15 protein-coding genes are annotated in these 19,030 nt (G+C 73.0%); 5 read left to right on the top strand and 10 right to left on the bottom strand.

What is annotated here, in order from left to right; translation table 11 throughout:
- The first annotated feature begins 97 nt into the window (after positions 1-97).
- Both ACGFZN_RS36955 and ACGFZN_RS36960 read left to right on the top strand, forming a co-directional pair.
- Positions 98-577, top strand: coding sequence for a GtrA family protein (locus ACGFZN_RS36955; RefSeq protein ID WP_393862855.1), 480 nt, complete (start codon positions 98-100; stop codon positions 575-577).
- Positions 558-2,069 (top strand): hypothetical protein, encoded by a 1,512-nt coding sequence (locus ACGFZN_RS36960; RefSeq protein WP_393862856.1) that lies wholly within the window; start codon positions 558-560, stop codon positions 2,067-2,069. Before ACGFZN_RS36955 ends, ACGFZN_RS36960 begins: the two co-directional genes overlap by 20 nt.
- 110 nt (positions 2,070-2,179) lie before the next feature.
- On the opposite strand, the gene ACGFZN_RS36965 is transcribed toward ACGFZN_RS36960, so the two are convergent.
- The 4 genes from ACGFZN_RS36965 to ACGFZN_RS36980 form a co-directional block, all read right to left on the bottom strand.
- Positions 2,180-3,844, bottom strand: a complete 1,665-nt coding sequence (locus ACGFZN_RS36965; protein WP_393862857.1) for a glycosyltransferase family 2 protein — start codon at positions 3,842-3,844, stop codon at positions 2,180-2,182.
- Positions 3,841-6,048, bottom strand: a complete 2,208-nt coding sequence (locus ACGFZN_RS36970; RefSeq protein ID WP_393862858.1) for a CDP-glycerol glycerophosphotransferase family protein — start codon at positions 6,046-6,048, stop codon at positions 3,841-3,843. Before ACGFZN_RS36970 ends, ACGFZN_RS36965 begins: the two co-directional genes overlap by 4 nt.
- A gap of 147 nt (positions 6,049-6,195) precedes the next feature.
- Positions 6,196-7,026, bottom strand: a complete 831-nt coding sequence (locus ACGFZN_RS36975) for an ABC transporter ATP-binding protein (RefSeq protein WP_393862859.1) — start codon at positions 7,024-7,026, stop codon at positions 6,196-6,198.
- Entirely contained in the window at positions 7,019-7,933 is a 915-nt protein-coding gene (locus ACGFZN_RS36980) for an ABC transporter permease (RefSeq protein WP_393862860.1), read from the bottom strand. The genes ACGFZN_RS36975 and ACGFZN_RS36980 overlap by 8 nt, the downstream gene beginning before the upstream one ends.
- A 199-nt stretch (positions 7,934-8,132) precedes the next feature.
- Between ACGFZN_RS36980 and ACGFZN_RS36985 the strand changes: the two genes are divergently transcribed.
- Positions 8,133-8,759, top strand: coding sequence for a TetR/AcrR family transcriptional regulator (locus ACGFZN_RS36985; protein WP_393862861.1), 627 nt, complete (start codon positions 8,133-8,135; stop codon positions 8,757-8,759).
- Here ACGFZN_RS36985 and ACGFZN_RS36990 read toward each other — a convergent pair.
- The 4 genes from ACGFZN_RS36990 to ACGFZN_RS37005 form a co-directional block, all read right to left on the bottom strand.
- Positions 8,746-9,720, bottom strand: coding sequence for an ADP-ribosylglycohydrolase family protein (locus ACGFZN_RS36990; RefSeq protein WP_393862862.1), 975 nt, complete (start codon positions 9,718-9,720; stop codon positions 8,746-8,748). The genes ACGFZN_RS36985 and ACGFZN_RS36990 overlap by 14 nt on opposite strands.
- A 206-nt stretch (positions 9,721-9,926) precedes the next feature.
- Positions 9,927-10,907: a UDP-glucose 4-epimerase GalE gene (galE, locus tag ACGFZN_RS36995; RefSeq protein WP_393862863.1), complete on the bottom strand. Its 981-nt coding sequence runs from the start codon at positions 10,905-10,907 to the stop codon at positions 9,927-9,929.
- A 144-nt stretch (positions 10,908-11,051) separates the two neighbouring features.
- Positions 11,052-12,737: a glycosyltransferase family 2 protein gene (locus ACGFZN_RS37000; protein ID WP_393862864.1), complete on the bottom strand. Its 1,686-nt coding sequence runs from the start codon at positions 12,735-12,737 to the stop codon at positions 11,052-11,054.
- 44 nt (positions 12,738-12,781) lie between these two features.
- Positions 12,782-14,050, bottom strand: coding sequence for a glycosyltransferase family 87 protein (locus tag ACGFZN_RS37005; RefSeq protein ID WP_393862865.1), 1,269 nt, complete (start codon positions 14,048-14,050; stop codon positions 12,782-12,784).
- A gap of 118 nt (positions 14,051-14,168) precedes the next feature.
- Here ACGFZN_RS37005 and ACGFZN_RS37010 point away from each other — a divergent pair, with 118 nt between their 5' ends.
- Positions 14,169-15,800 (top strand): glycosyltransferase family 39 protein, encoded by a 1,632-nt coding sequence (locus ACGFZN_RS37010; RefSeq protein WP_393862866.1) that lies wholly within the window; start codon positions 14,169-14,171, stop codon positions 15,798-15,800.
- On the opposite strand, the gene ACGFZN_RS37015 is transcribed toward ACGFZN_RS37010, so the two are convergent.
- Positions 15,748-16,260, bottom strand: coding sequence for a MarR family winged helix-turn-helix transcriptional regulator (locus tag ACGFZN_RS37015; protein ID WP_393862867.1), 513 nt, complete (start codon positions 16,258-16,260; stop codon positions 15,748-15,750). The two genes, ACGFZN_RS37010 and ACGFZN_RS37015, sit on opposite strands and share 53 nt — an antisense overlap.
- An 84-nt stretch (positions 16,261-16,344) precedes the next feature.
- Between ACGFZN_RS37015 and ACGFZN_RS37020 the strand changes: the two genes are divergently transcribed.
- Complete coding sequence (locus ACGFZN_RS37020) at positions 16,345-16,758, top strand: organic hydroperoxide resistance protein (protein WP_351207029.1); 414 nt, start codon at positions 16,345-16,347, stop codon at positions 16,756-16,758.
- A 58-nt stretch (positions 16,759-16,816) separates the two neighbouring features.
- Here ACGFZN_RS37020 and ACGFZN_RS37025 read toward each other — a convergent pair whose 3' ends face one another.
- The gene (locus tag ACGFZN_RS37025; protein ID WP_393862868.1) at positions 16,817-19,024 is read right to left on the bottom strand and encodes a CDP-glycerol glycerophosphotransferase family protein; all 2,208 of its coding nucleotides are present in this window, start codon (positions 19,022-19,024) and stop codon (positions 16,817-16,819) included.
- Positions 19,025-19,030 lie beyond the last annotated feature (6 nt).

Consider the following 19,030-nt stretch of genomic DNA (forward strand, 5'->3'; position numbering starts at 1 on the left):
GCCCGGGGCGTTCCTTTTCTTGCCGAGGATTAGTCAAAAAAGACCGGTGAATTTACCGTTTCCTGCTCATCGGCCGGTTTCGGATAGGGTCTTGGCTGTGACTGTTCAACTCACCGAGACACGCCCGGCAGCACCTCCCGCACCGGCTCCGGCCCGGCGGCCCGCCACGCGGGTCGTGCTGGAGGTCGTGAAATTCGGGATCGTCGGCGGCAGCGGTGTCCTCGTCAATTTCCTGATCTTCAACCTGCTGCTGCACGGCCTGGGTTGGCAGGCGATGACCGCCACCGTCCTGGCCAGCTGTATCGCGATGGCGACCAATTACCTCGGCTTCCGCTATTTCGCCTATCGCGACCGGGCCTCGCGCACCCGCGGCCAGATCGTCCTGTTCTTCGTCTTCAGCGGCCTCGGTGTCGTGATGGAAATCGGCCTGTTCTGGGTCGGTTACCACGGCCTCGGCCTGCACGGCATGCTCGAATCCAACGGGGTGAAGGCACTGTCGATCGTGCTCGCCTCCGCGTTCCGTTTTCTCGTCTACCGCACCTGGGTGTTCCGGCAGGATGCACACCGCACCGTCTGAGACCGAACCGGTGAGCCGCACCGAACCGCCGACGGCCGTGGCGCGCGCCGGCCGTACGCTGCCGCAGGCGGCCGCCGCGCTCGTCGTGGTCCTGCTGCTTCTGGTGATCGTCCGCCTGCCCTGGGCGGGCGACCTCGGCATGCACGCGGCCACCGTCCAGCGCCTGAGCCACCACCTGACCCACCCCGGCAACCCGCTGGTCGACGCCGACACGCCGAGCCCCTACTACTCGCCGTGGATGCTGGTCCTGGGCGCGGTCGCCAAGCTGACCGGCCTGTCGGTGTTCGTGGTGCTGCGGCTGGCCGCGCTGGCCGGCCTGAGCCTGCTGGTCACCGGTGTGTGGCGGTACGTCCGCACCCTCTCCGCGCACCGCGCGGCCCCCGCCCTGGCTCTGCTCTGCCTGCTCTTCCTGTGGGGCACGCTGCTGTTCAACTGGTCCGGCTTCCTGGGCCTGAACTCCCTCGCGCTGACGGTGTCGTACCCCAGCGTGTTCGCGCTCGGCCTCAGCTTCCACTTCTGGGCCTGGCTGACGCGGGCGGCACGCGAGGAGGCGCCGTGGGGGCGGTGGCTGTGGCTCGGCGTGCTGTGGGCGCTGATCCTGCTGTGCCACCAGTTCACCGGAGTCGTGGCCTCGCTCGGCGCGCTGGCGATGGTGATCGCGGCGCGCCCGCCCCGCCCGGTGCTGCTGCGACTGTCCGCCGCGCTCGCCCTGGGCCTGCTCCTGCTGTGGCTGTGGCCGTACTACGACTTCTTCTCCCTCTTCTCCGCCGGGGCGGACCTGGAGGCCATCCACAAGCCGCTGTACGAGCATCTGGCCGCGCGCTTCGGCCTGGTGCTGCTCGGGGTGGCGGCCCTGGTGCTGCGCGTCAGGCGCGACCGCCGGGACCCGCTGGCGCTGTTCTTCGTGCTGGGTGTGCTGGTGTTCGCCGCGGGCGGGCTGAGCGGCCACTACTCCTGGGGGCGTGCCCTGCCCGCCGCGCTGATTCCGGCGCAGCTCGCCGCCGCGCTGGAGGCCGTGTCGGCCGGCCGGCGGGCCGTGCGTGCGGGCTGGGCGTGTCTGCTGGGCGCCGCGCTGCTCGTCGGGGCGTGGACGCAGGCCGGCACGCTCGGCTATGTGACGGGGCGCGGGGCGCTGCCGTCCGCCGTCGCCGCGAAGTACCGGACGCCGTGGGTGGGATACCACTGGATCACGCCCTGGGTGAAGTACGGGGACGTGGTGATGGCCAAGGAGTTCCCGGCGCGGCAGATTCCGGCGTACGGGCCGTACACGGTGGCGCCGGGGTATCCCGATGTGTTCCTGAAGGATGCCGCGCGGCGGGCGGACGCGGTCGCCCGCTACTTCGCCGCGGGGACGGCTTCGGCCGAGCGGGCCCGGATTCTGCGGGCGTACGACGTGAAGTGGGTCGTGGGACCGAAGAGCCTGGCGGGGCCGGGACTTCGCGAGGTGAAGGCCGGCCCGGCCGCACAGATCCTGTACCGAGTGGTGCGCTGAGCTGTCGCTGGGCCCACCCGTGCCGCCTGGGGCCCCAGGCCCTCAAGGCACTGGGGGAGGCACGACTGCCGGCAGCCGGGGCGTCCCCCGCAGGGGGCGCCCCGGAGCTTTTACCTCAGCACGCTCGACAACAGCTTCGCTGCCTTGCGGACGCGGGGGCGGGCGATCTTCTGGACGACCGGGCGGATCACGTGGGCGGTGACTCCCACCGGGCGCCAGCGGAGCTGCAGGCGGCCGGGGTTGCGGCCCTCGGGTTCGATGGTCAGCTCGTGCGGGGCCGCGCCGGAGCGGTACTCGATGCGGGCCGTCAGGACCGGGAAGGTCAGCGGAGCCAGCAGCAGACCGGAGTTGGACAGGCCCTGCTGCTGGAGCCGGACGAGGGGATGCCGTACGCCCGCGAAGCCCTGGAGGGGCAGCGGGGCCTCGGTCAGGTCCAGGCGGACGGTGCCCTCGAAGACGCCGGGGCTAACCGGGTCGAGCCGGAAGGGGACCGTCATCCGGCGGTTGCCGGGGGAGAGGACCAGGCCGGCGCGCTGCGGGCCGACCGGGAGGCGCAGGCCTGGGTCGTAGGTGCGGATGGCCAGGGTGAGGGACGCCCCCGGCCCCGGCGTCAGCTCCGTGATCTCGTGCCGGAACAGCGCACTCGGGAAAGGGCGTGTGTCCAGTTCGAGGTCGGACACGGCCAGTTCGCGGCGGGCGCGGTCGGCCGAGGGCACGCCGTCGCCCCAGTACGGGACGCCGGACGCGTCGGAGGTGACCTGGCGCGGAGCGACCTCGTGTCCGAGTCCGCGGGCCGCGAGCCTGGTCTCCTCGAGCCGGCCCTGCCGCAGCAGTTCCAGGACGACCCGTTCCTGGCGGGGCAGCCGGGTGTACGCGCCGTCGGACAGCGTCTCCAGGTACGGGTTCATGATGTCCGCGAAGGCCTGGAGCCACTCCTCGTCCCGGTAGGGCAGGTCGCCCGCGTACATCCGGAAGTCGTGCTTGAGGAACTTGTAGTCCTTGTCCTCCCGCAGCCCCGCGTGCCCGCTCTCGGCCAGGAAGTCGTCGATCAGGCGCTGGACGTGGACGCGGTCGCGGACGTTGGCGACCTTGTGCCGCTGGTTGGAGATGGACGCCGAGGCGGCCGCCGCGAACGGGTCGATGTACCAGACGTACACCGGGTCCGGGATGATCGTGAACGCCTTCGCCAGGCAGTAGGCCTGCGCCGAGAACAGCTGGTCCTCGTAGTGGATGCCCTCCGGGAAGCGCAGCTGGTGGCGGTCCAGGAAGGAGCGGGCGTACATCTTGCTGGTGGAGAGGTGCTCGAAGAGCAGGCGGGGGTCCGCCTCGATGCCCTCCACGGTGCGGCGCTCGGCGACCAGGTGCGGCATCCACGTCGTACGGCGGCCGTTGTCCACGCGGACCCGGCGTACCGCGCCCATGGTGAAGTCGACCTCGCGCTCGCGGTGCGCGGCGAGCAGCAACTCGACCGCGCGGGGCGGGAGTTCGTCGTCGCTGTCGAGGAACATCAGATACGGGGCGCGGGCGATGTCGACGGCCCGGTTGCGCGGGGCGCTGCAGCCGCCGCTGTTCTCCGGCAGGCGGAGGTAGCGGATGCGGGGGTCCTCCGACTCCAGCCGGCGCGCCACGGCGGGCGTGTCGTCCGTGGAGTGGTCGTCGCTGATGATGATCTCGATGTTCGCGTGCGTCTGCGCGCGCAGCGAGGCGACGGCCCGGGGCAGGCGGGCGGCGTCGTTGTAGACGATGACCGTCACCGTCACGTCGGGGGTCGTCATGCCGAGGCCTCCTCGGGGGTCGGGGCGGGGGCGCGTTCCTCGAGCGGGACCACCGGTGGCAGCGACTCCTCCGGTTCGCCCAGGAACACCCGTCGTACGACCCGCTCGGCGGCGCGGCCGTCGTCGTACTCGCAGAACCGGCGCCGGAAGGCGGCCCGCGCCTTGGCCGCGGTCTCGTCGCGCCAGGCGCCGGAGGCGAAGATCTCCGTCAGCTCCTCCTGGGTGCGGGCGACCTGGCCGGGGTGGTCGGTCATGAGGTCGAAGTAGACGCCGCGGGTGGTGCGGTAGGTCTCCCAGTCGTCGGCGTAGATCACGATCGGGCGGTCGAGGTTGGCGTAGTCGAACATGATCGAGGAGTAGTCCGTGACCAGCGCGTCGGCGGCCAGGCACAGCTCCTCGACGGGGTCGTAGGAGGAGACGTCGATGATCCGGCCGGAGCGGCGCAGGCCGGTCAGCGGGGAGGCGGCGCCGCCGTAGAAGTAGTGGGCGCGCACCAGCAGCACGGTGTCCTCGCCGAGCCGGTCGGCGAGGGCCGCGAGGTCCAGGCGCGGGGTGAAGCCGGCCTCGTAGTCGCGGTGGGTCGGGGCGTACAGGACGGCCGTCCTGCCCGGCGGGATGCCGAGGCGCCGGCGCGCGGCGCGGACCTCCTCGGCGCCGCTCGTGTAGAAGACGTCGTTGCGCGGATAGCCGTAGTCGAGGGAGGTGTAGCGGGCCGGGTAGGCGCGCTCCCACATGCGGGTGGTGTGGCTGTTGGCGCTGACGCTGTAGTCCCACTTGTCGATGCGGGCCAGCAGGGCGGCGAAGTCCAGGCCCTTGGCGGCGGCCGGGTGTTCCATCTGGTCCAGGCCCATGCGCTTGAGCGGGGTGCCGTGGTGGGTCTGGAGGTGGATCGCCCCGGGGCGTTTGACCACCGCGTTGGGGAAGTTGACGTTGTTCGTCAGGTACTTGGCGGTGGCCAGGGTCTCCCAGTAGCGGCGGGTGCCGGGGACCACGAAGTCGGTGCCGGGCGGCAGCAGGGCGGTGTTCTCCTTCGACACCGTCCACACCTGGTGGATGTGCGGGGCGAGTTCGGTGAGCTTGGCGGCGATCGCGGCCGGGTTGCAGGCCACCCCGCGGTCCCAGTAGGCGGCGAACACGGCCAGGTTCTCGTCGAGGGGGCGGCTCAGGGCGCGCCGGTACTGCTGGTCGCGGAGCTTGGCGCCGGCCTGCCTCTTGCGGGTCCGTACGGCCTTCTTGGCGGCGCGGCGGGTGCGGTTGGCGGCCTGGAACGCGCGGTACTTGGTGTACGCGCCCTCCTCCAGCAGGGCGTGCCGTACGCCTTCCACGCCGGCCGGGCGCTCGTGGTTCTCGGGGCGCCAGCGGACCGCGGCGAGGGAGGCGCGGCGGAAGAACTCGCGGGCCACCGCGTCGGGCAGGTTCTCGCCGGCGAAGGTGCGGACGAGGTCGCGCATCATCAGGTCGTAGAGCACCGCGCGGGCGGCGCGGCGGTCCTTGGCGAGCGCGAGGAGCGACTCGTAGCGCTCGATCAGCGCGAAGTGGTCCTCGGGGGCGAGCGGCGGCAGGCTCTCGGGGCGCAGTTCACGGCTGTCGTACGCCATCTGGTTCAGGCAGGCGACGCGGCCGGCGTGCAGCAGGGCGGCGTGGGCGGCCTGCGCTTCGTCGTCGGTGCCGAGCTGCTTCTCGTGGGCCCGCCAGAAGGCGGCGCGCAGGGCGCGGTTGCCGAGGATCGGCCTGAGGCGCAGCAGGTCGGCGGCCTCGTCCAGGGGGCGGCTCTCGCGGCCGACGGCGGCGAGGAGACGGCCGTCGCGGGAGGGGGTGCCGGCGGTCTGCCAGGTGGTGGCGACGTGGTCGAAGAGGAGGACGTCGGCGTCCTCGGCGCCGGCGGCGTCCAGTTCGGCGGTGCGCTCGGCGATCTGCCGGGGGGCGCCGGCCGGCAGGCCGTCCTTGGCGTGCACGAAGTGCAGCCAGCGGCCGGTGGCGCGGGCGGCGCCCGCGGCCCGGGCCGCCGCGTCCGACGTGCCCTCCGGCAGCGGGACGACCACGGTCTCGGGGGCGTGGGCCTCGGCCGTCTCCAGTGCCCAGTCGCCGACCGCGGCGACGACGACCTCGGCATCGGGCAGCGGCCGGGACTCCAGTGAGTCCAGCAGCTCGGTCAGATGCCCCTGTGCGTTCGGTCCGTAGACGATGACGCTGAGTTGGGGCATCGCAGTGGACTCCTTCGGCTCGTCGGCGTGGACACCCTTCATAACATACTGTCACTAAGCGGATGAAAGGGATAACCGCACGTGGAGTAAGAGACGCCCGGAAGGAAGAGGCGGTTCCGTAGTCCGGGGTTTCCTCTCCGGATGCTTTTACGCCGCCTTCTTACCGTTGCCGCCGGGCTTCTTGTCGCTCTTGTCGCCGGTGAAGGCCTCGTACTCCTTCATGACCTCCTCGGTCGGGCCGTCCATGCGCAGTTCGCCGCGCTCCAGCCACAGGACCCGCTCGCAGGTGTCGCGGATCGACTTGTTGTTGTGGCTGACCAGGAAGACCGTGCCCGCGCGCTCGCGCAGTTCGCGGATGCGCTCCTCCGAGCGCATCTGGAACCGGCGGTCGCCGGTGGCCAGGGCCTCATCGATGAGCAGGACGTCGTGGTCCTTGGCGGCGGCGATGGAGAACCGCAGCCGGGCGGCCATGCCGGAGGAGTACGTGCGCATCGGCAGGGTGATGAAGTCGCCCTTCTCGTTGATCCCGGAGAAGTCGACGATGTCCTGGTAGCGCTCCTTGACCTGCTCTCGGGACATGCCCATGGCGAGGCCGCCCAGGTAGACGTTGCGTTCACCCGTGAGGTCGTTCATCAGGGCGGCGTTGACGCCGAGCAGCGAGGGCTGGCCGTTGGTGTAGATGTGGCCGTTCTCCACGGGGAGCAGCCCGGCGACGGCCTTCAGCAGCGTCGACTTGCCGGAGCCGTTGGTGCCGATCAGGCCGACCGCCTCGCCCTTGTAGGCGATGAAGGACACGTTCTTCACGGCGTGCACCCGGCGCACGCCGGCCGCCTTCTCGGTCTGCTTGCGGCGCAGGATGCGGTTGAGGGCGGCGGTGGCGGAGCCGCGGCCCGCGCCGGTGCCGTTGACGCGGTAGACGATGTCGACGCCGTCGCAGATGACGGTGGGGATCTTCTCGGTGGGGGTCTGCTCAGCCACGGCCGTACTTCTCCTCAGCCTTCCAGAAGTAGATGAAGCCTCCGACGCCGGCGAGCAGGGCCCAGCCGGTGGCGGTCGCCCACACGTGCGGGGGGAGCTGCTTGGCGTGGAAGCTCTTGATCAGCGCGTAGCGCATGAGGTCGATGTAGACCGCGGCCGGGTTGCTCTCCAGCAGGACCGTGACGATGTGCGGCAGGTGGTCCTTCTTGGTGAGCTTGCTGATGCTCCACATCACGCCGGACACGTACATCCAGGTGCGCAGCACGAACGGCATCAGCTGGGCGATGTCGGGGGTCTTGGCGCCCATCCGCGCCATGATCATCGCCATGCCCGCGTTGAACAGGAACTGCAGGAGCAGCGTGGGGATCACCAGCAGCCAGCCGGGGGTGACCGGCAGGCCGAAGCCCAGCAGGATGACGACCAGCGCGGCCATCGAGAACAGCAGTTGCTGGAGCTGCTGGATGCAGAAGGAGATCGGCAGGGCGGCGCGCGGGAAGTGCAGGGCGCGCACCAGGCCGAGGTTGCCGGAGATCGCCCGGGTGCCCACCTGGATCGAGCTCTGCGTGAACGTCCACACGAACACGCCGGTGACCAGGAAGGGGATGTAGTCCGGGACGCCCTTCTTGGTGCCGAGCAGCACGCCGAAGATGAAGTAGTAGACCGCCGCGTTCAGCAGCGGGGTCATGACCTGCCAGACCTGGCCGAGCTTGGCCTCGCTGTACTGCGCGGTGAGCTTGGCGGTGGCGAAGGCGGTGATGAAGTGCCGCCGGGCCCACAGCTGGCGGACGTACTCCGGCAGGGTCGGGCGGGCGCCGCTGACCGACAGGCCGTGCCGGGCGGCGAGCGCCGCGAGATCGTCTTCGGCCGGGGCCTGGGTGGGGGGCGGTGTGTCGAGGACCTGGCTCACATCCGCTGCTTTCGCTCGGGGGGAGGGGATGCCGCGGCCCGGCCGGCAGCCGGGACGCCCGGTCATGCGATCCGACGTTTCCTTACGCTTCTCTTCACGTTCTCTTACGTCGGGACGGGACCGTATCGTCGCAACGCGAGCGTAGAACCAATCGACGTCGGAACGCAACCGTTTCGTCGTAACGGCCTATGCTGGGGCCATGACGACAAACGCCGACGAGACCTCGACACGGCCGCGCCGCCGGACGCCCGCCGGAGCCGCCGTACTCCGGGAGGACGTGACCGAGGCCATCCGGGCGGCGGTCTTCGAAGAGCTCGCGGCCGTGGGCTACGCCCGCATGTCCATCGAGGGCATCGCGCGGCGGGCCGGCGTCGGCAAGACCGCGGTGTACCGGCGCTGGCGTTCCAAGCTGCATCTCGTGCTGGACGTCGTCTCGGCGATGGCGGTGCTGGGCCTGCCGGTGCCCGACACGGGCTCCCTGGAGGGCGACCTGCGCCTGCTGTACGAGGTCACCTCGCGCGCCCTGCGCCATCCGGTCGCCTCGCAGATCATCCCCGACCTCCAGGCGGAGGCGGCCCGCAACCCCGACATCGCCGACGCCTTCCAGAAGGCCCTGCGGGACGGCCAGGAGGGCGTCGCCAGCAAGATCGTGGCGGCGGCGGAGGAGCGGGGCGAGGTCCGCGCGGGCGTCGACCCCGACCTCGCCCTCGACCTGATCTCCGGCCCCCTGTACTGGCGCGCGGTGGTGATCCGCACCCCGAAACTCCCCAAGGGCTACCTGGCGAACCTGGCCCGCGCGACGGCGGGGGCGCTCAAGGCGCTGTGACGAACGCGCCCCGGTCCCGGCCACGCGAAACCAGCCGTTCCGCCAGGCCGGTCAGGTCCCGCGCGCGCAGTGTCCGCCCGTCGAAGCCCGGCAGGGGCACATGCAGGGGGTCCAGCCAGCGCGGTGGTATCGCGGCGGCCCCGTACACCGCTCCGGCCGGCGCGCCGGTGACGGCCGCCACGGTGTCCGTGTCCCCGCCCAGGTCGATCGCCGCGCGGACCGCCTCCTCGTACGACGCCGTGGTCCTCAGCGCCCACGCCGCCGAGCCCAGGCAGGGCCACACGGCGCCGTTGAACTCCGTCGCCCGGTCGGGGTGCCAGCCGGCGGACAGGACCACCTCGTAGCGCGGCCGGTGGCCGGGGTGCAGCGCGGTCAGGGCGGCCGGTACGGCGGTGAGCGGGTCGGCGCCGGTCAGGGCGGTCCGGATCAGCTCGTGCAGCACCGCCGTGCCCTCCCCTGCCGCGGGGTCGCCGTGGGTGAGCGCGGAGAGGCGGCGGGCGGCGTTCATGGTGGCGGCGCGGCCGTCCCGGGCGAAGTACGCCGCGGACGGCGCCGCCCGCATCAGCGCGCCGTTTCCCACCGCCCGCCCGTTGACCCGGAAGTGCAGCGCGGCGGCCGTGTCCCAGGGCTCGCCGCCGGTCAGCACGGCCTCCGTCTGCAGGCCGATGTCCTTCGGGTCGGCGGCCGCCCAGCGCCGGAAGCGGCCGAAGACGTCCGGCAGGTCCAGGCCGCCCCGTTCCAGCAGGGACTCGGCGGTCAGGACCGCCAGCTGCGTGTCGTCCGTCGCCTCGCCCGGGTCCCAGCCGCCGCCCCCGCACATCTCGCCGCCGTGTCCGGGGCGGGGGAAGCGGGCGGAGAAGGCGCCCTCGGGGCCGAACTCGAACGGCGCTCCGAGCGCGTCCCCCACGGCGGAACCGAGCACGGCGCCGACCGCGCGGTCGATGAGCCCGGTGAAGCCCACCGCGGCAGCCTGGGCCCTGCCGTCAGACTCCGGCCTGCCCCGCGACGTCATGCACGCTCCCCCACTGCCTCGAAGGCGTGGGAGGGGCCCCACTCGCCGCACCGGGACCGGGGCCCAGTACGCCTTCGGCCGGAGGGACCCCAGAGCGCGCACCTGACGCCGCGAGGCCCGCCCCTCGGCGAACGGCGGGAGTTTGACGACAGGGCCTAGGACCGTGCCGCCTCCGGGTGGTGGTGTACCCAGCCGGTCCAGGCCGAGGTGATCATGTCCTCGACGTCGTACTTGGCCTGCCAGCCCAGTTCCGTGGCGATGCGGGCCGCCGAGGCGACCACGCGTGCCGGGTCGCCGGGGCGGCGCGGGGCGACGGCCGGCGGGCGGGCGTAGCCGGTGATCGCGTTGATGCGGTCGATCATCTCGCGGACCGAGACGCCCTCGCCGCGGCCGATGTTGAGGGTCAGGTCGGCGCCGGGGGAGGAGGCCAGGGCGCGGGCGACGGTGACATGGGCCTCGGCCAGGTCGACCACGTGGATGTAGTCGCGCACGCAGGTGCCGTCCGGCGTGGCGTAGTCGTCGCCGAAGATCCGCGGCGCCGCGCCCTCGGTGAGCTTCTCGAAGACCATCGGGACGAGGTTGAACACGCCGGTGTCGGCGAGTTCGGGGGTGGCCGTGCCCGCCACGTTGAAGTAGCGCAGCGACGCCGTGGACAGGCCGGTGGCCCGGCCCGTCGCGCGCACCAGCCACTCGCCGGCCAGCTTGGTCTCGCCGTAGGGGGACAGGGGCCGGCAGGGGGTCTCCTCCGTCACCACGTCGACGTCCGGCATGCCGTACACGGCGGCCGAGGAGGAGAAGACGAAGGAGGGGACCTCCGCCCGCGTCACCGCCTCCAGGAGGGTGCGCAGGCCCTCGACGTTCTGCCGGTAGTACTCCAGCGGGCGCTCCACCGACTCGCCGACCTGCTTCTTCGCCGCCAGGTGCACGACCCCGGTGATCTCGTGCTCCGCGAGCGTGCGGGCCACCCGGTCCGCGTCGAGCACGGAGCCCTGCACCAGCGGGACCTCCGCCGGCACGCGCCGGGCGTCGCCCGTGGACAGGTCGTCGTAGACCACCGCGCGCTCGCCCGCCTCGGTCATCGCCCGTACGACGTGTGCCCCGATGTATCCGGCACCGCCGGTGATCAGCCAGGTCATTGCGGCCGTCTCCTCGTCAGTCGGCCCGTGCGACCGCTCGGCGGAGCGGAAGCGGGCATCTCTCGGTCAAGCAGTGGGCGTCCCGCCGGCGCACTCGGCGTACCCGGTGCAGCGGCGGGCGTCCCGGTGAGCCCGGGGGCCGTCTCAGTGAAGCAGGCGGCGCAGCCGGCCGCGCACCACCCGCAGTACCCCGCGCACGCCGGTGGCCACGCGAAGCGCCAGCGCGCCGGAGTGCGTGGCGTACGGCTGCACCAGGAGCACGCCGTGCCGGACGCTCGGGACGGCGCGCCGGACCAGCCGCCCGGCGCCCGTCAGCGCGTGCGCGGTGACGTCCCGCTGCGCGCCGTCCGCGAAGCGCAGGGTCAGCCGCAGGTCCCAGGTGCCGGCGCCGAGCGCGGCCAGGTCGACGGGCAGCTCGGCCGTCCAGCTGTCCGCGGCGCTGTTCACACCGGATTCCGAACCGGCGCGCGTGTCGCCGCGGGCGCCGGAGGGCGTGAGCGGCACCGCCGTACGCCCCCTGGTTCGCCCGTCGTCCCGGGACTCCCATGCCACGTCGACCTCGCGCGGGCCGGCCTCGGCGACCCTGCCGTACAGCTCGTGCAGCCGCAGGCGCAGCAGCGAGGCACGCGCGCGTGGCCGCAGTTCCGCGTCGACCGTGAGCGGAAGGACCGCGACGGGGCGGGTCAGCAACGGCGTGAGGGTGACCTGGGGAAGGTCGGCGGACCAGACGGGGACGCCGTCGGGGGTGCGGGCGTACGGCGGCAGCAGCCGCGCCGGGCGGGCGGCCAGCTCGCGCAGCCGGGGCAGGTCGCGCGGCTCCGGCGACTCCATGACGACCCGCGCCAGCACCCGGCCCGGAGCGCTCGGGTTCAGCTCCCAGTCGGCGGCGTCGTAGCGCGCGAGGTACGCACGGGTGTGCGTCCACCACGCGCGCCGGTAGTCCGCGTCGCGCAACCCCAGCTCGCGCGCATACATGCGCACCTCGTGATCGAGGAACTTGGCCCGCGCCGCCCTGGCCAGCTCCTTCTGCCCGGCGCCCAGCAGGATGTCGTACGCCAGCGCGCACGCCTCCACGCGCGCCTTCCAGTTGTCTATGTGCTCCCGGTTCAGCGAGAGCGACAGCTGCTCCGCGGAGCGGCGCACATGCCACACGTACACACGGTCCGGTACGAGCGCGATGCGCGGGCCGGCGGCCAGCACGCGTGCGGTGAAGACGATGTCCTCGTAGAGGAAGCGGCCCTCGGGGAAGCGGATGCCGTGCTCGCGGAGGAAGCCGGTGCGATACAGCTTGTTGACGCACAGCGTGTCGTGGACCAGGCGCGGGCGCTGGGCCGGGCGCGCGAGGACGGTGCGCGCCGTGTAGAGGGGCGCCTGCCAGGGCTGTTCACGCCCCGAGGGCAGCTCCCGGCGCACGCACAGCCCGCTCGCGACCTCGGCGTGCGCCTCGGTGGCCGCTGCCAGCAGCGCGTCCACCGCACCGGGCGGCAGCACGTCGTCGCTGTCCAGGAACATCACGTACGGTGCGGTCACCGCGGCGATCCCGGCGTTGCGCGGGCTGCCGCAGCCACCGCTGTTCTCGCTCCGGCGCACCACCCGCAGCCGGGGCTCCCCGGCGGCCAGCCGGTCGAGCAGTTCGGCGCTGCCGTCCGTGGAGCAGTCGTCCACGGCGACGACCTCGGCGACCGCCGGCCCCTGCGCCAGCGCCGAACGCACGGCCTCGCCGACATGGGTACGGTCGTTGTAGCCGATGACGACGACGGCGACCTGCGCCGTGCGCGCCGCCTCGGCGGTGTCTGCCGTATCGGGTGTGTCGTTCGCGTCTGATCGCATCGGGTCCACGGGCCGGGAGCGTAGAAATGTTCGGTAATACCCCGTTAAGAGAGGCTTAGCGCTCGCTCCGGAAGACGGTCGGAACCGGGCCGGGGTTCCGTTGCCGGCACGTTCTTTTGCCTCGGCTGGGCCGAGCGCCACAACCGGACCAGCGACAGCACGGCCGCGACGGCCAGGATCCCGTTGCGGGCCAGCATCAGCAGACACCCGGTCCAGGTGCCCGCCATCACCTCGCCGTAGTTCATCGGGAACACCAGGGTGCTCAGCGCCGTCGCCGCCACGACCAGCGCCGCGACCGGCCGCTGGCTGGTGTGCCGCGAGGTCAGGCACACCGCGGCGAGGCCGAGCAGCCAGACCATGTACTGCGGGCTGATCACCCGGCTGGTGACCGTGAACAGCAGCACCGCGCTCAGCGCCGCGTCGAACGGCGTCGCCTCGGTCCAGCGCCGTGCCCGCACCCGCCACAGCACCAGCAGCCCGAAGGCGACCACGGTCAGCGCCAGACAGGCCGCTGCGACGGCCGCCACATGCGGGCCGACCAGCTCGGTGGCGCCGTACCGGTAGCGCGCCCGGCCCGGCCAGCCGGCGTGCCGCGCCAGGTTCAGCGCCGTACCGCCCAGCGACTCGATCTGCACGCCCCGCCCGCCCTGCTCGCGCAGGAAGGACAGGGGGTGGTCGAACCGCACGGCGAGGACGCAGAACGCGGTGACCGAGGCCGCTGTCGCCCACCCCCACGCCCGGCGCGTCGCGGCCCCCCGGGGTGTGCCGAGCAGCACCAGCGCCGGCCACGCCTTCACCAGGGCGCCCAGCGCCCCGAGCACACCGCACGCGCGCGTGGAGCGCCCGAGCACCAGCAGGGAGAGCACGGCGAGGGCAGTGGCCTGGACGTCGTACCGGGCGAGCGGGAGCTGCAGCAGCAGCGGCAGGCCGCACGTCCACAGGGCCGCGCCGCGCAGGCTGCGCCCGGCACGCCGTCCCGTGCGGGTCAGCGCGGCCGTGACCAGCGCGTCCGCGGCCAGGGTGAGCAGCACGAACGCCGGGAAGTACGCCGGCCACGGCAGCATGCGCGGCGCCAGCAGCACCACGCCGGCGCCCGGCGGGTACTGCCACAGCGTGTCGTGCACCGGGAACGAGCCGCGCGCGAGCACGCCGGACCAGTCGGAGTACAGATGCCGTGCCTCACCGGAGACCGTGCCGCCGCCGAGCAGCCGAGCGGTGTCGTGGGTGAGCAGCCACAGCATGAGGGCGCGGGTGCCCAGCCAGGCGAGAGTGACGCAGAGGACCCGACCGGAGTTGACACGGAGACGGTTCATCGCACGGGAGCCTAAGCGGCACGGATCGCATATCCCCGCTGATACGCCGTCAGAAGCGTAAAAACATTGTCTCATCGCACAAGATCGGGCAGGCGCTGTGGTGAACGTCGGGCTACCTGTGAAACCGCGGTCCCGCGCGGAGGCTGCGACGGCGGCCGTCGCGCCGCCCGGCGCCACGGCGCGCGTGCCGCGCGGCGAGGAGGGCAGGGGCCGCCGCCGGGTCGCCGTGGGCGTGCCCGCGCTGGTGATGCTCGCGGTCGGGCTCCGGGGGCTGGACCGGAACGGAATGTGGCGCGACGAGGCCGTCAGTTTCCAGGTCGGGCGGCGCACGGTGCCGCAGATCTGGCGGCTGCTGCACGACGTGGACGCCGTGCACGGCCTGTACTACCTCCTCGCGCACGCCGTCCTGACCGTGCACCCCGGCGAGGTGGTGCTGCGGCTGCCCTCGGTGTGCGCGGCGGCGGTGACGGCCGCGCTGGTGGCGGCGCTCGGCGCGCGGCTCCTCCGGCCGCGCGCGGGGCTGTGGGCCGGTCTTCTGTACGCCGGCACGCCGATGGCCGGGCACTACGCGCAGGAGGGCCGCTCGTACGCCCTGGTGGCCGCCGGGGCGACCGGGGCGACGCTGCTGTTCGTCCGGGCCGTCGAGGGGGGTTCGCGCGCGCGGGCCTGGGCGGCGTACGGCGCCGTCCTCGCGCTCACCTGCTGGCTGCACGAGTTCGCGGTGCTGCTGCTGTGCGCCCACGCGGTGTCGCTGGCGCTGGCCCGGGCGGAGGCGAGGGCGTGGCGCGGGTGGGGGTGCGCGGCGGGCGGGGTCGTGGTCACGCTGGTGCCGCTGGTGCTGGTGTCCCGTGGCCAGGCGGCGCAGGTGGCATGGCTGCGGAGGCCCACGGCGGTCAGCGCGCAGGAGCTGGCGCGGGCGTTCTTCGGGCCGTCGGGGGCGGTGTGCGCGGTGTGCCTGGCGCTGGTGTGCGCCGGGCTGGCGGGGCTTGTGAAACGGCGGGGGGAGATCACTCTTGTGGGGGTGGCCCTGCCGTTGACGGTGGTGCCGCCGGCGGTGCTGATGCTGGCCTCGCAGGTGTCGCCGCTGTTCGTCGACCGGTATGTGCTGTACGCGTTGAGCGGGGCACCGTTGCTGGTGGTGGCGGGGGCGGAGCGGGTGGCCGGGGCGGTAGGGCGGCTCCCGCTCGGTGGTCGCCGGGTGCCGCCGCGGCTCGCCGCGCTCGCCGGGGTCCTCGCCGTCGGTGCCGGATTCCTGCACCAGCTTCCGGTGCTGCGGGCCGACCGGGATCCCGGCACGCGGCCCGACGACCTCGGCGCCGTGTCCCGGGTGGTGGCGCGTCAGACTGCGCCGGGCGACGCGGTGCTGTTCGTGCCGGCGCTCGCGCGGAATGCGGCGCTGGCCTATCCGGGGGCGTTCCGCGGGCTGCGGGACGTGGCCCTGGTGGAGGGGGCCGCCGGGTCGGGGACCCTGTACGGGCGCGAGGCCGGGCCGGGTGAGGTGCGGCGGAGGGTGGCGCGGCTGGACCGGGTGTGGGTCGTGGCGTACCCGGGCCTGCTCGCCGGGCGCCGGCGCCCGGCGAGTCCCGTCGCACGGGCCGAACTCGCCGTGCTGCGACGGGACTTCACCGGGCGGAAGGAGATCCGGCGGGGCGGCCTGACCGTACGGCTGTATGTGCGCGACCCCCTGTCCGGACCGGTCAGCCGGCCTCGCTCTCCGCTGTCAGGGCCGCCGCGTCCAGGGCGGTCGTGAGGCGGTCGAGGCGTTCGCGCAGGTCGGTGATCTCCGCCAGGTCGAAGCCGGTCGCCCCCATGATGCGGCGCGGCACCTGAAGGGCCCGCTCGCGCAGCGCCGCGCCCTCCTCGGTGAGCCGCACCTGGACCGAGCGTTCGTCCCGCGCGCTGCGCTCCCGGAACACCAGGCCGGCCGCCTCCAGCCGCTTGACCAGCGGGGACAGCGTGCCGGAGTCGAGCCGCAGCTGCTCGCCGAGCTTCTTGACGGGCAGGTCGCCCTGTTCCCAGAGGACCAGCATCACCAGGTACTGCGGGTAGGTGAGCCCGAGGTCCTTGAGGATCACGCGGTAGACGCCGTTGAAGGCGCGGGACGCGGCGTGCAGGGAGAAGCAGATCTGGCGGTCCAGGCGGAGCCAGTCGGCGTCGGCGGGGGAAGGGGGCGAGGCGGTCATGCGTCCAGGGTAGCGCTGGCGGGCCATTTAGTTGTGCACAACTTAATTGTGTGCTCTACTTGTGCTCGCAAGCCCGCACCGCACACACCGCACCGAGAAGGACGGGTCACCATGGACGCGCTCTACACCGCAGTCGCCACCGCCACACACGGCCGGGACGGCCGTGCCGTCTCCTCCGACGGCAGGATCGACCTCAAGCTGGCCCCGCCGGTGGAGCTGGGCGGCAACGGCGAGGGCACCAACCCCGAGCAGCTCTTCGCCGCCGGGTACGCCGCCTGCTTCGGCAGCGCCCTCGGCCTGGTCGGCCGGCAGGCCAAGGTCGACGTCAGCGACGCGGCCGTGACCGCCGAGGTCGGCATCGGCAAGCAGGGCGAGGGCTTCGGGCTGAAGGTGACGCTGCGCGTCGAGCTGCCCGACACCGTGGACCAGGAGACCGGCCGCAAGCTGGTCGAGACCGCCCACCAGGTCTGCCCCTACTCCAACGCCACCCGCGGCAACATCGACGTCGACCTCGTCATCGAGTAGGCCCGCACAAAGCCCTCCGAGGGTGCCGGCCGCCGGCCGGCACCCTCGCGCGCGTGGCCTAGGCCGAGGCCAGCGCGTCCCGGCCGGCCTGCTGCCCCGGGACCCGGACCGCGCCCGGCCCGGTCAGCGGCTCGCCCAGCAGCAGCGTCCGTACGACCCGCTCGGCGGCCCGGCCGTCGTCGAACTCGCAGAACCGGGACCGGAACACCGCCCGCAGCCGCGCCGACTCCTCGTCCCGCCAGGCCCCCGAGGCGAACAGCCGGGCCAGCTCCCGGTAGGAGCGCGAGACATGGCCCGGCGGCTCGGCGGTGATGTCGAAGTAGGCGCCCCGGCTCGCCGCGTACGCGGGCCAGTCGTCGGCGTGGACCACGATCGGCCGGTCCAGGTTGGCGTAGTCGAACATCACGGCCGAGTAGTCGGTGACCAGCACGTCCGCCGCGAGCATGACCTCCTCCGGGTGCTGCTCGTCGGTCGCGTCGACGACGATCCCGCGCCGGGACAGCTCGGCGAGGCCCAGCCCGCGCGCGGGGCCCGCCGCCAGCGACGGATGCAACCGCACCACCAGCGTGTGCCCCTCGCCCAGATCGGCCGCGAACCGGGCCAGGTCGATCCGGTCGGCGTGCCCGAGACGGCGGTAGTCCCGCCGGGTCGGCGCGTACAGCACCACCGTGTCCGTCTCCGGGATGCCGTACCGCCGCCGGAAGTCGCTGTCGCCCCCGTTCACCAGCACGTCGTTGCGCGGGCTGCCCGTGCGCACCGAGGCGAAGTGGCAGGGGTAGGCCCGCTCCCAGACCAGTTCGGAGTGGCGGTTGGCGACCAGGCTGTAGTCCCAGCGGTCGGCCCGGCGCAGCATCTGCGGCACGTCGAAGCCGAGCCGCGCGCCCGGCTTGTCCAGCAGATCGGCGCCCATGAACTTCAGCGGGGTGCCCTGGTGGGTCTGGATGTACACGCTGCCGGGCCGCTTGACCAGCGTTCCCGGCCAGTTGACGTCGTTGACGAAGAACGTCGCCCGTGAGGTGACCTCCAGATAACGCCGCGAGCCCACGATCACGTGCTCCACACCGGACGGCAGTTCCGCGGCGGTCTCCTCGTCCCGCACCACCCACACCCCGCGCAACCGCGGGGCGATCTCCCGCGCCTTCGCGTACACGGCGGCCGGGTCGCCGAGCATCCCCCGGTGCGAGGACGCCGAGTAGACGACCAGGCCGGGGTCCAGCGGGCGGCGCGCGTGCAGGCCGGCCCAGCCGGAGCGGGCCCGCGCGGCCGCCGCACCGCGGGCCATTCCGGCCAGCCGCGCCGCCTCCGCGCCGGCCCGCGCCGCCCGCCGCCTGATCCGGTATGCCGTCCAGGAGCCCTCCAGCAGGCCCACCTCACCGCCGGTCACGGCGCCCTCGGGCTTGTACGCGCGGAACTTCTCCGCCGTGCGCCGGAAGAACTCGGCCTTGTCGGCGGGCGGCAGCCGGTCCGGCTTGGCCAGGATGTCCAGGCAGTGCTCGCCCATCTTGCGGTGCAGGTACGGCCGCCAGTGCGCCAGTCGGGGGCGCTGCTCCAGGAACGCGAACACCCGGTCGTACTGGTCGTGGATGTCGAAGTGCTTGCGGCTGGTGGTGGACAGGATGTTGCCCTGCCGGCGCTGCCGGTAGTTCACGCAGATCCGGTCCAGTGCGGCGATCTGCCGGGCGCTGAGCATGACCGGGAACGTCCAGGGGGTGTCCTCGTAGTAGCCCGGCGGGAACGCGAAGCCCTCCGCCTCGACGAACTCCCGCCGGTAGACCTTGTTCCACACCACCATCAGCAGGTCCAGGATCCGCGGGAACTCGTCCGCGGTGAAGGTGCCCGGACCGGCCTCGGCGAGCACCTCGGCCAGGGCGTTGCGCCGGGTGCCGCCCCACCAGTAGGTGCGGGCGTAGTCGAAGACCAGCACGTCCGGGTCCCCGGCCTCCTCGAGCCGGTCGGCCATCGCCTGCAGCGCGCCCGGGGTGAGGGTGTCGTCGCTGTCCAGGAAGAACAGGTAGTCGCCGGTGGCGTGCGGCATCCCGGCGTTGCGGGCGCGGCCGAGGCCCACGTTCTCCGGCAGGTGCAGCACCTTCACCCGGGGGTCGCGTCCCGCGTACTCGTCGAGGATGGCGCCGCAGCCGTCCGGGGAGCGGTCGTCCACGGCGATCAGCTCGAAGTCGTTGAAGGACTGCAGCAGCACCGAGTCCAGGCACTCGCGCAGAAAGGCCTGCACCTTGAAACAGGGCACGATCAGACTGAAGCGGGGCACGGCGGG

The organism is Streptomyces sp. NPDC048192 (assembly GCF_043202415.1).
Taxonomy (GTDB): domain Bacteria; phylum Actinomycetota; class Actinomycetes; order Streptomycetales; family Streptomycetaceae; genus Streptomyces.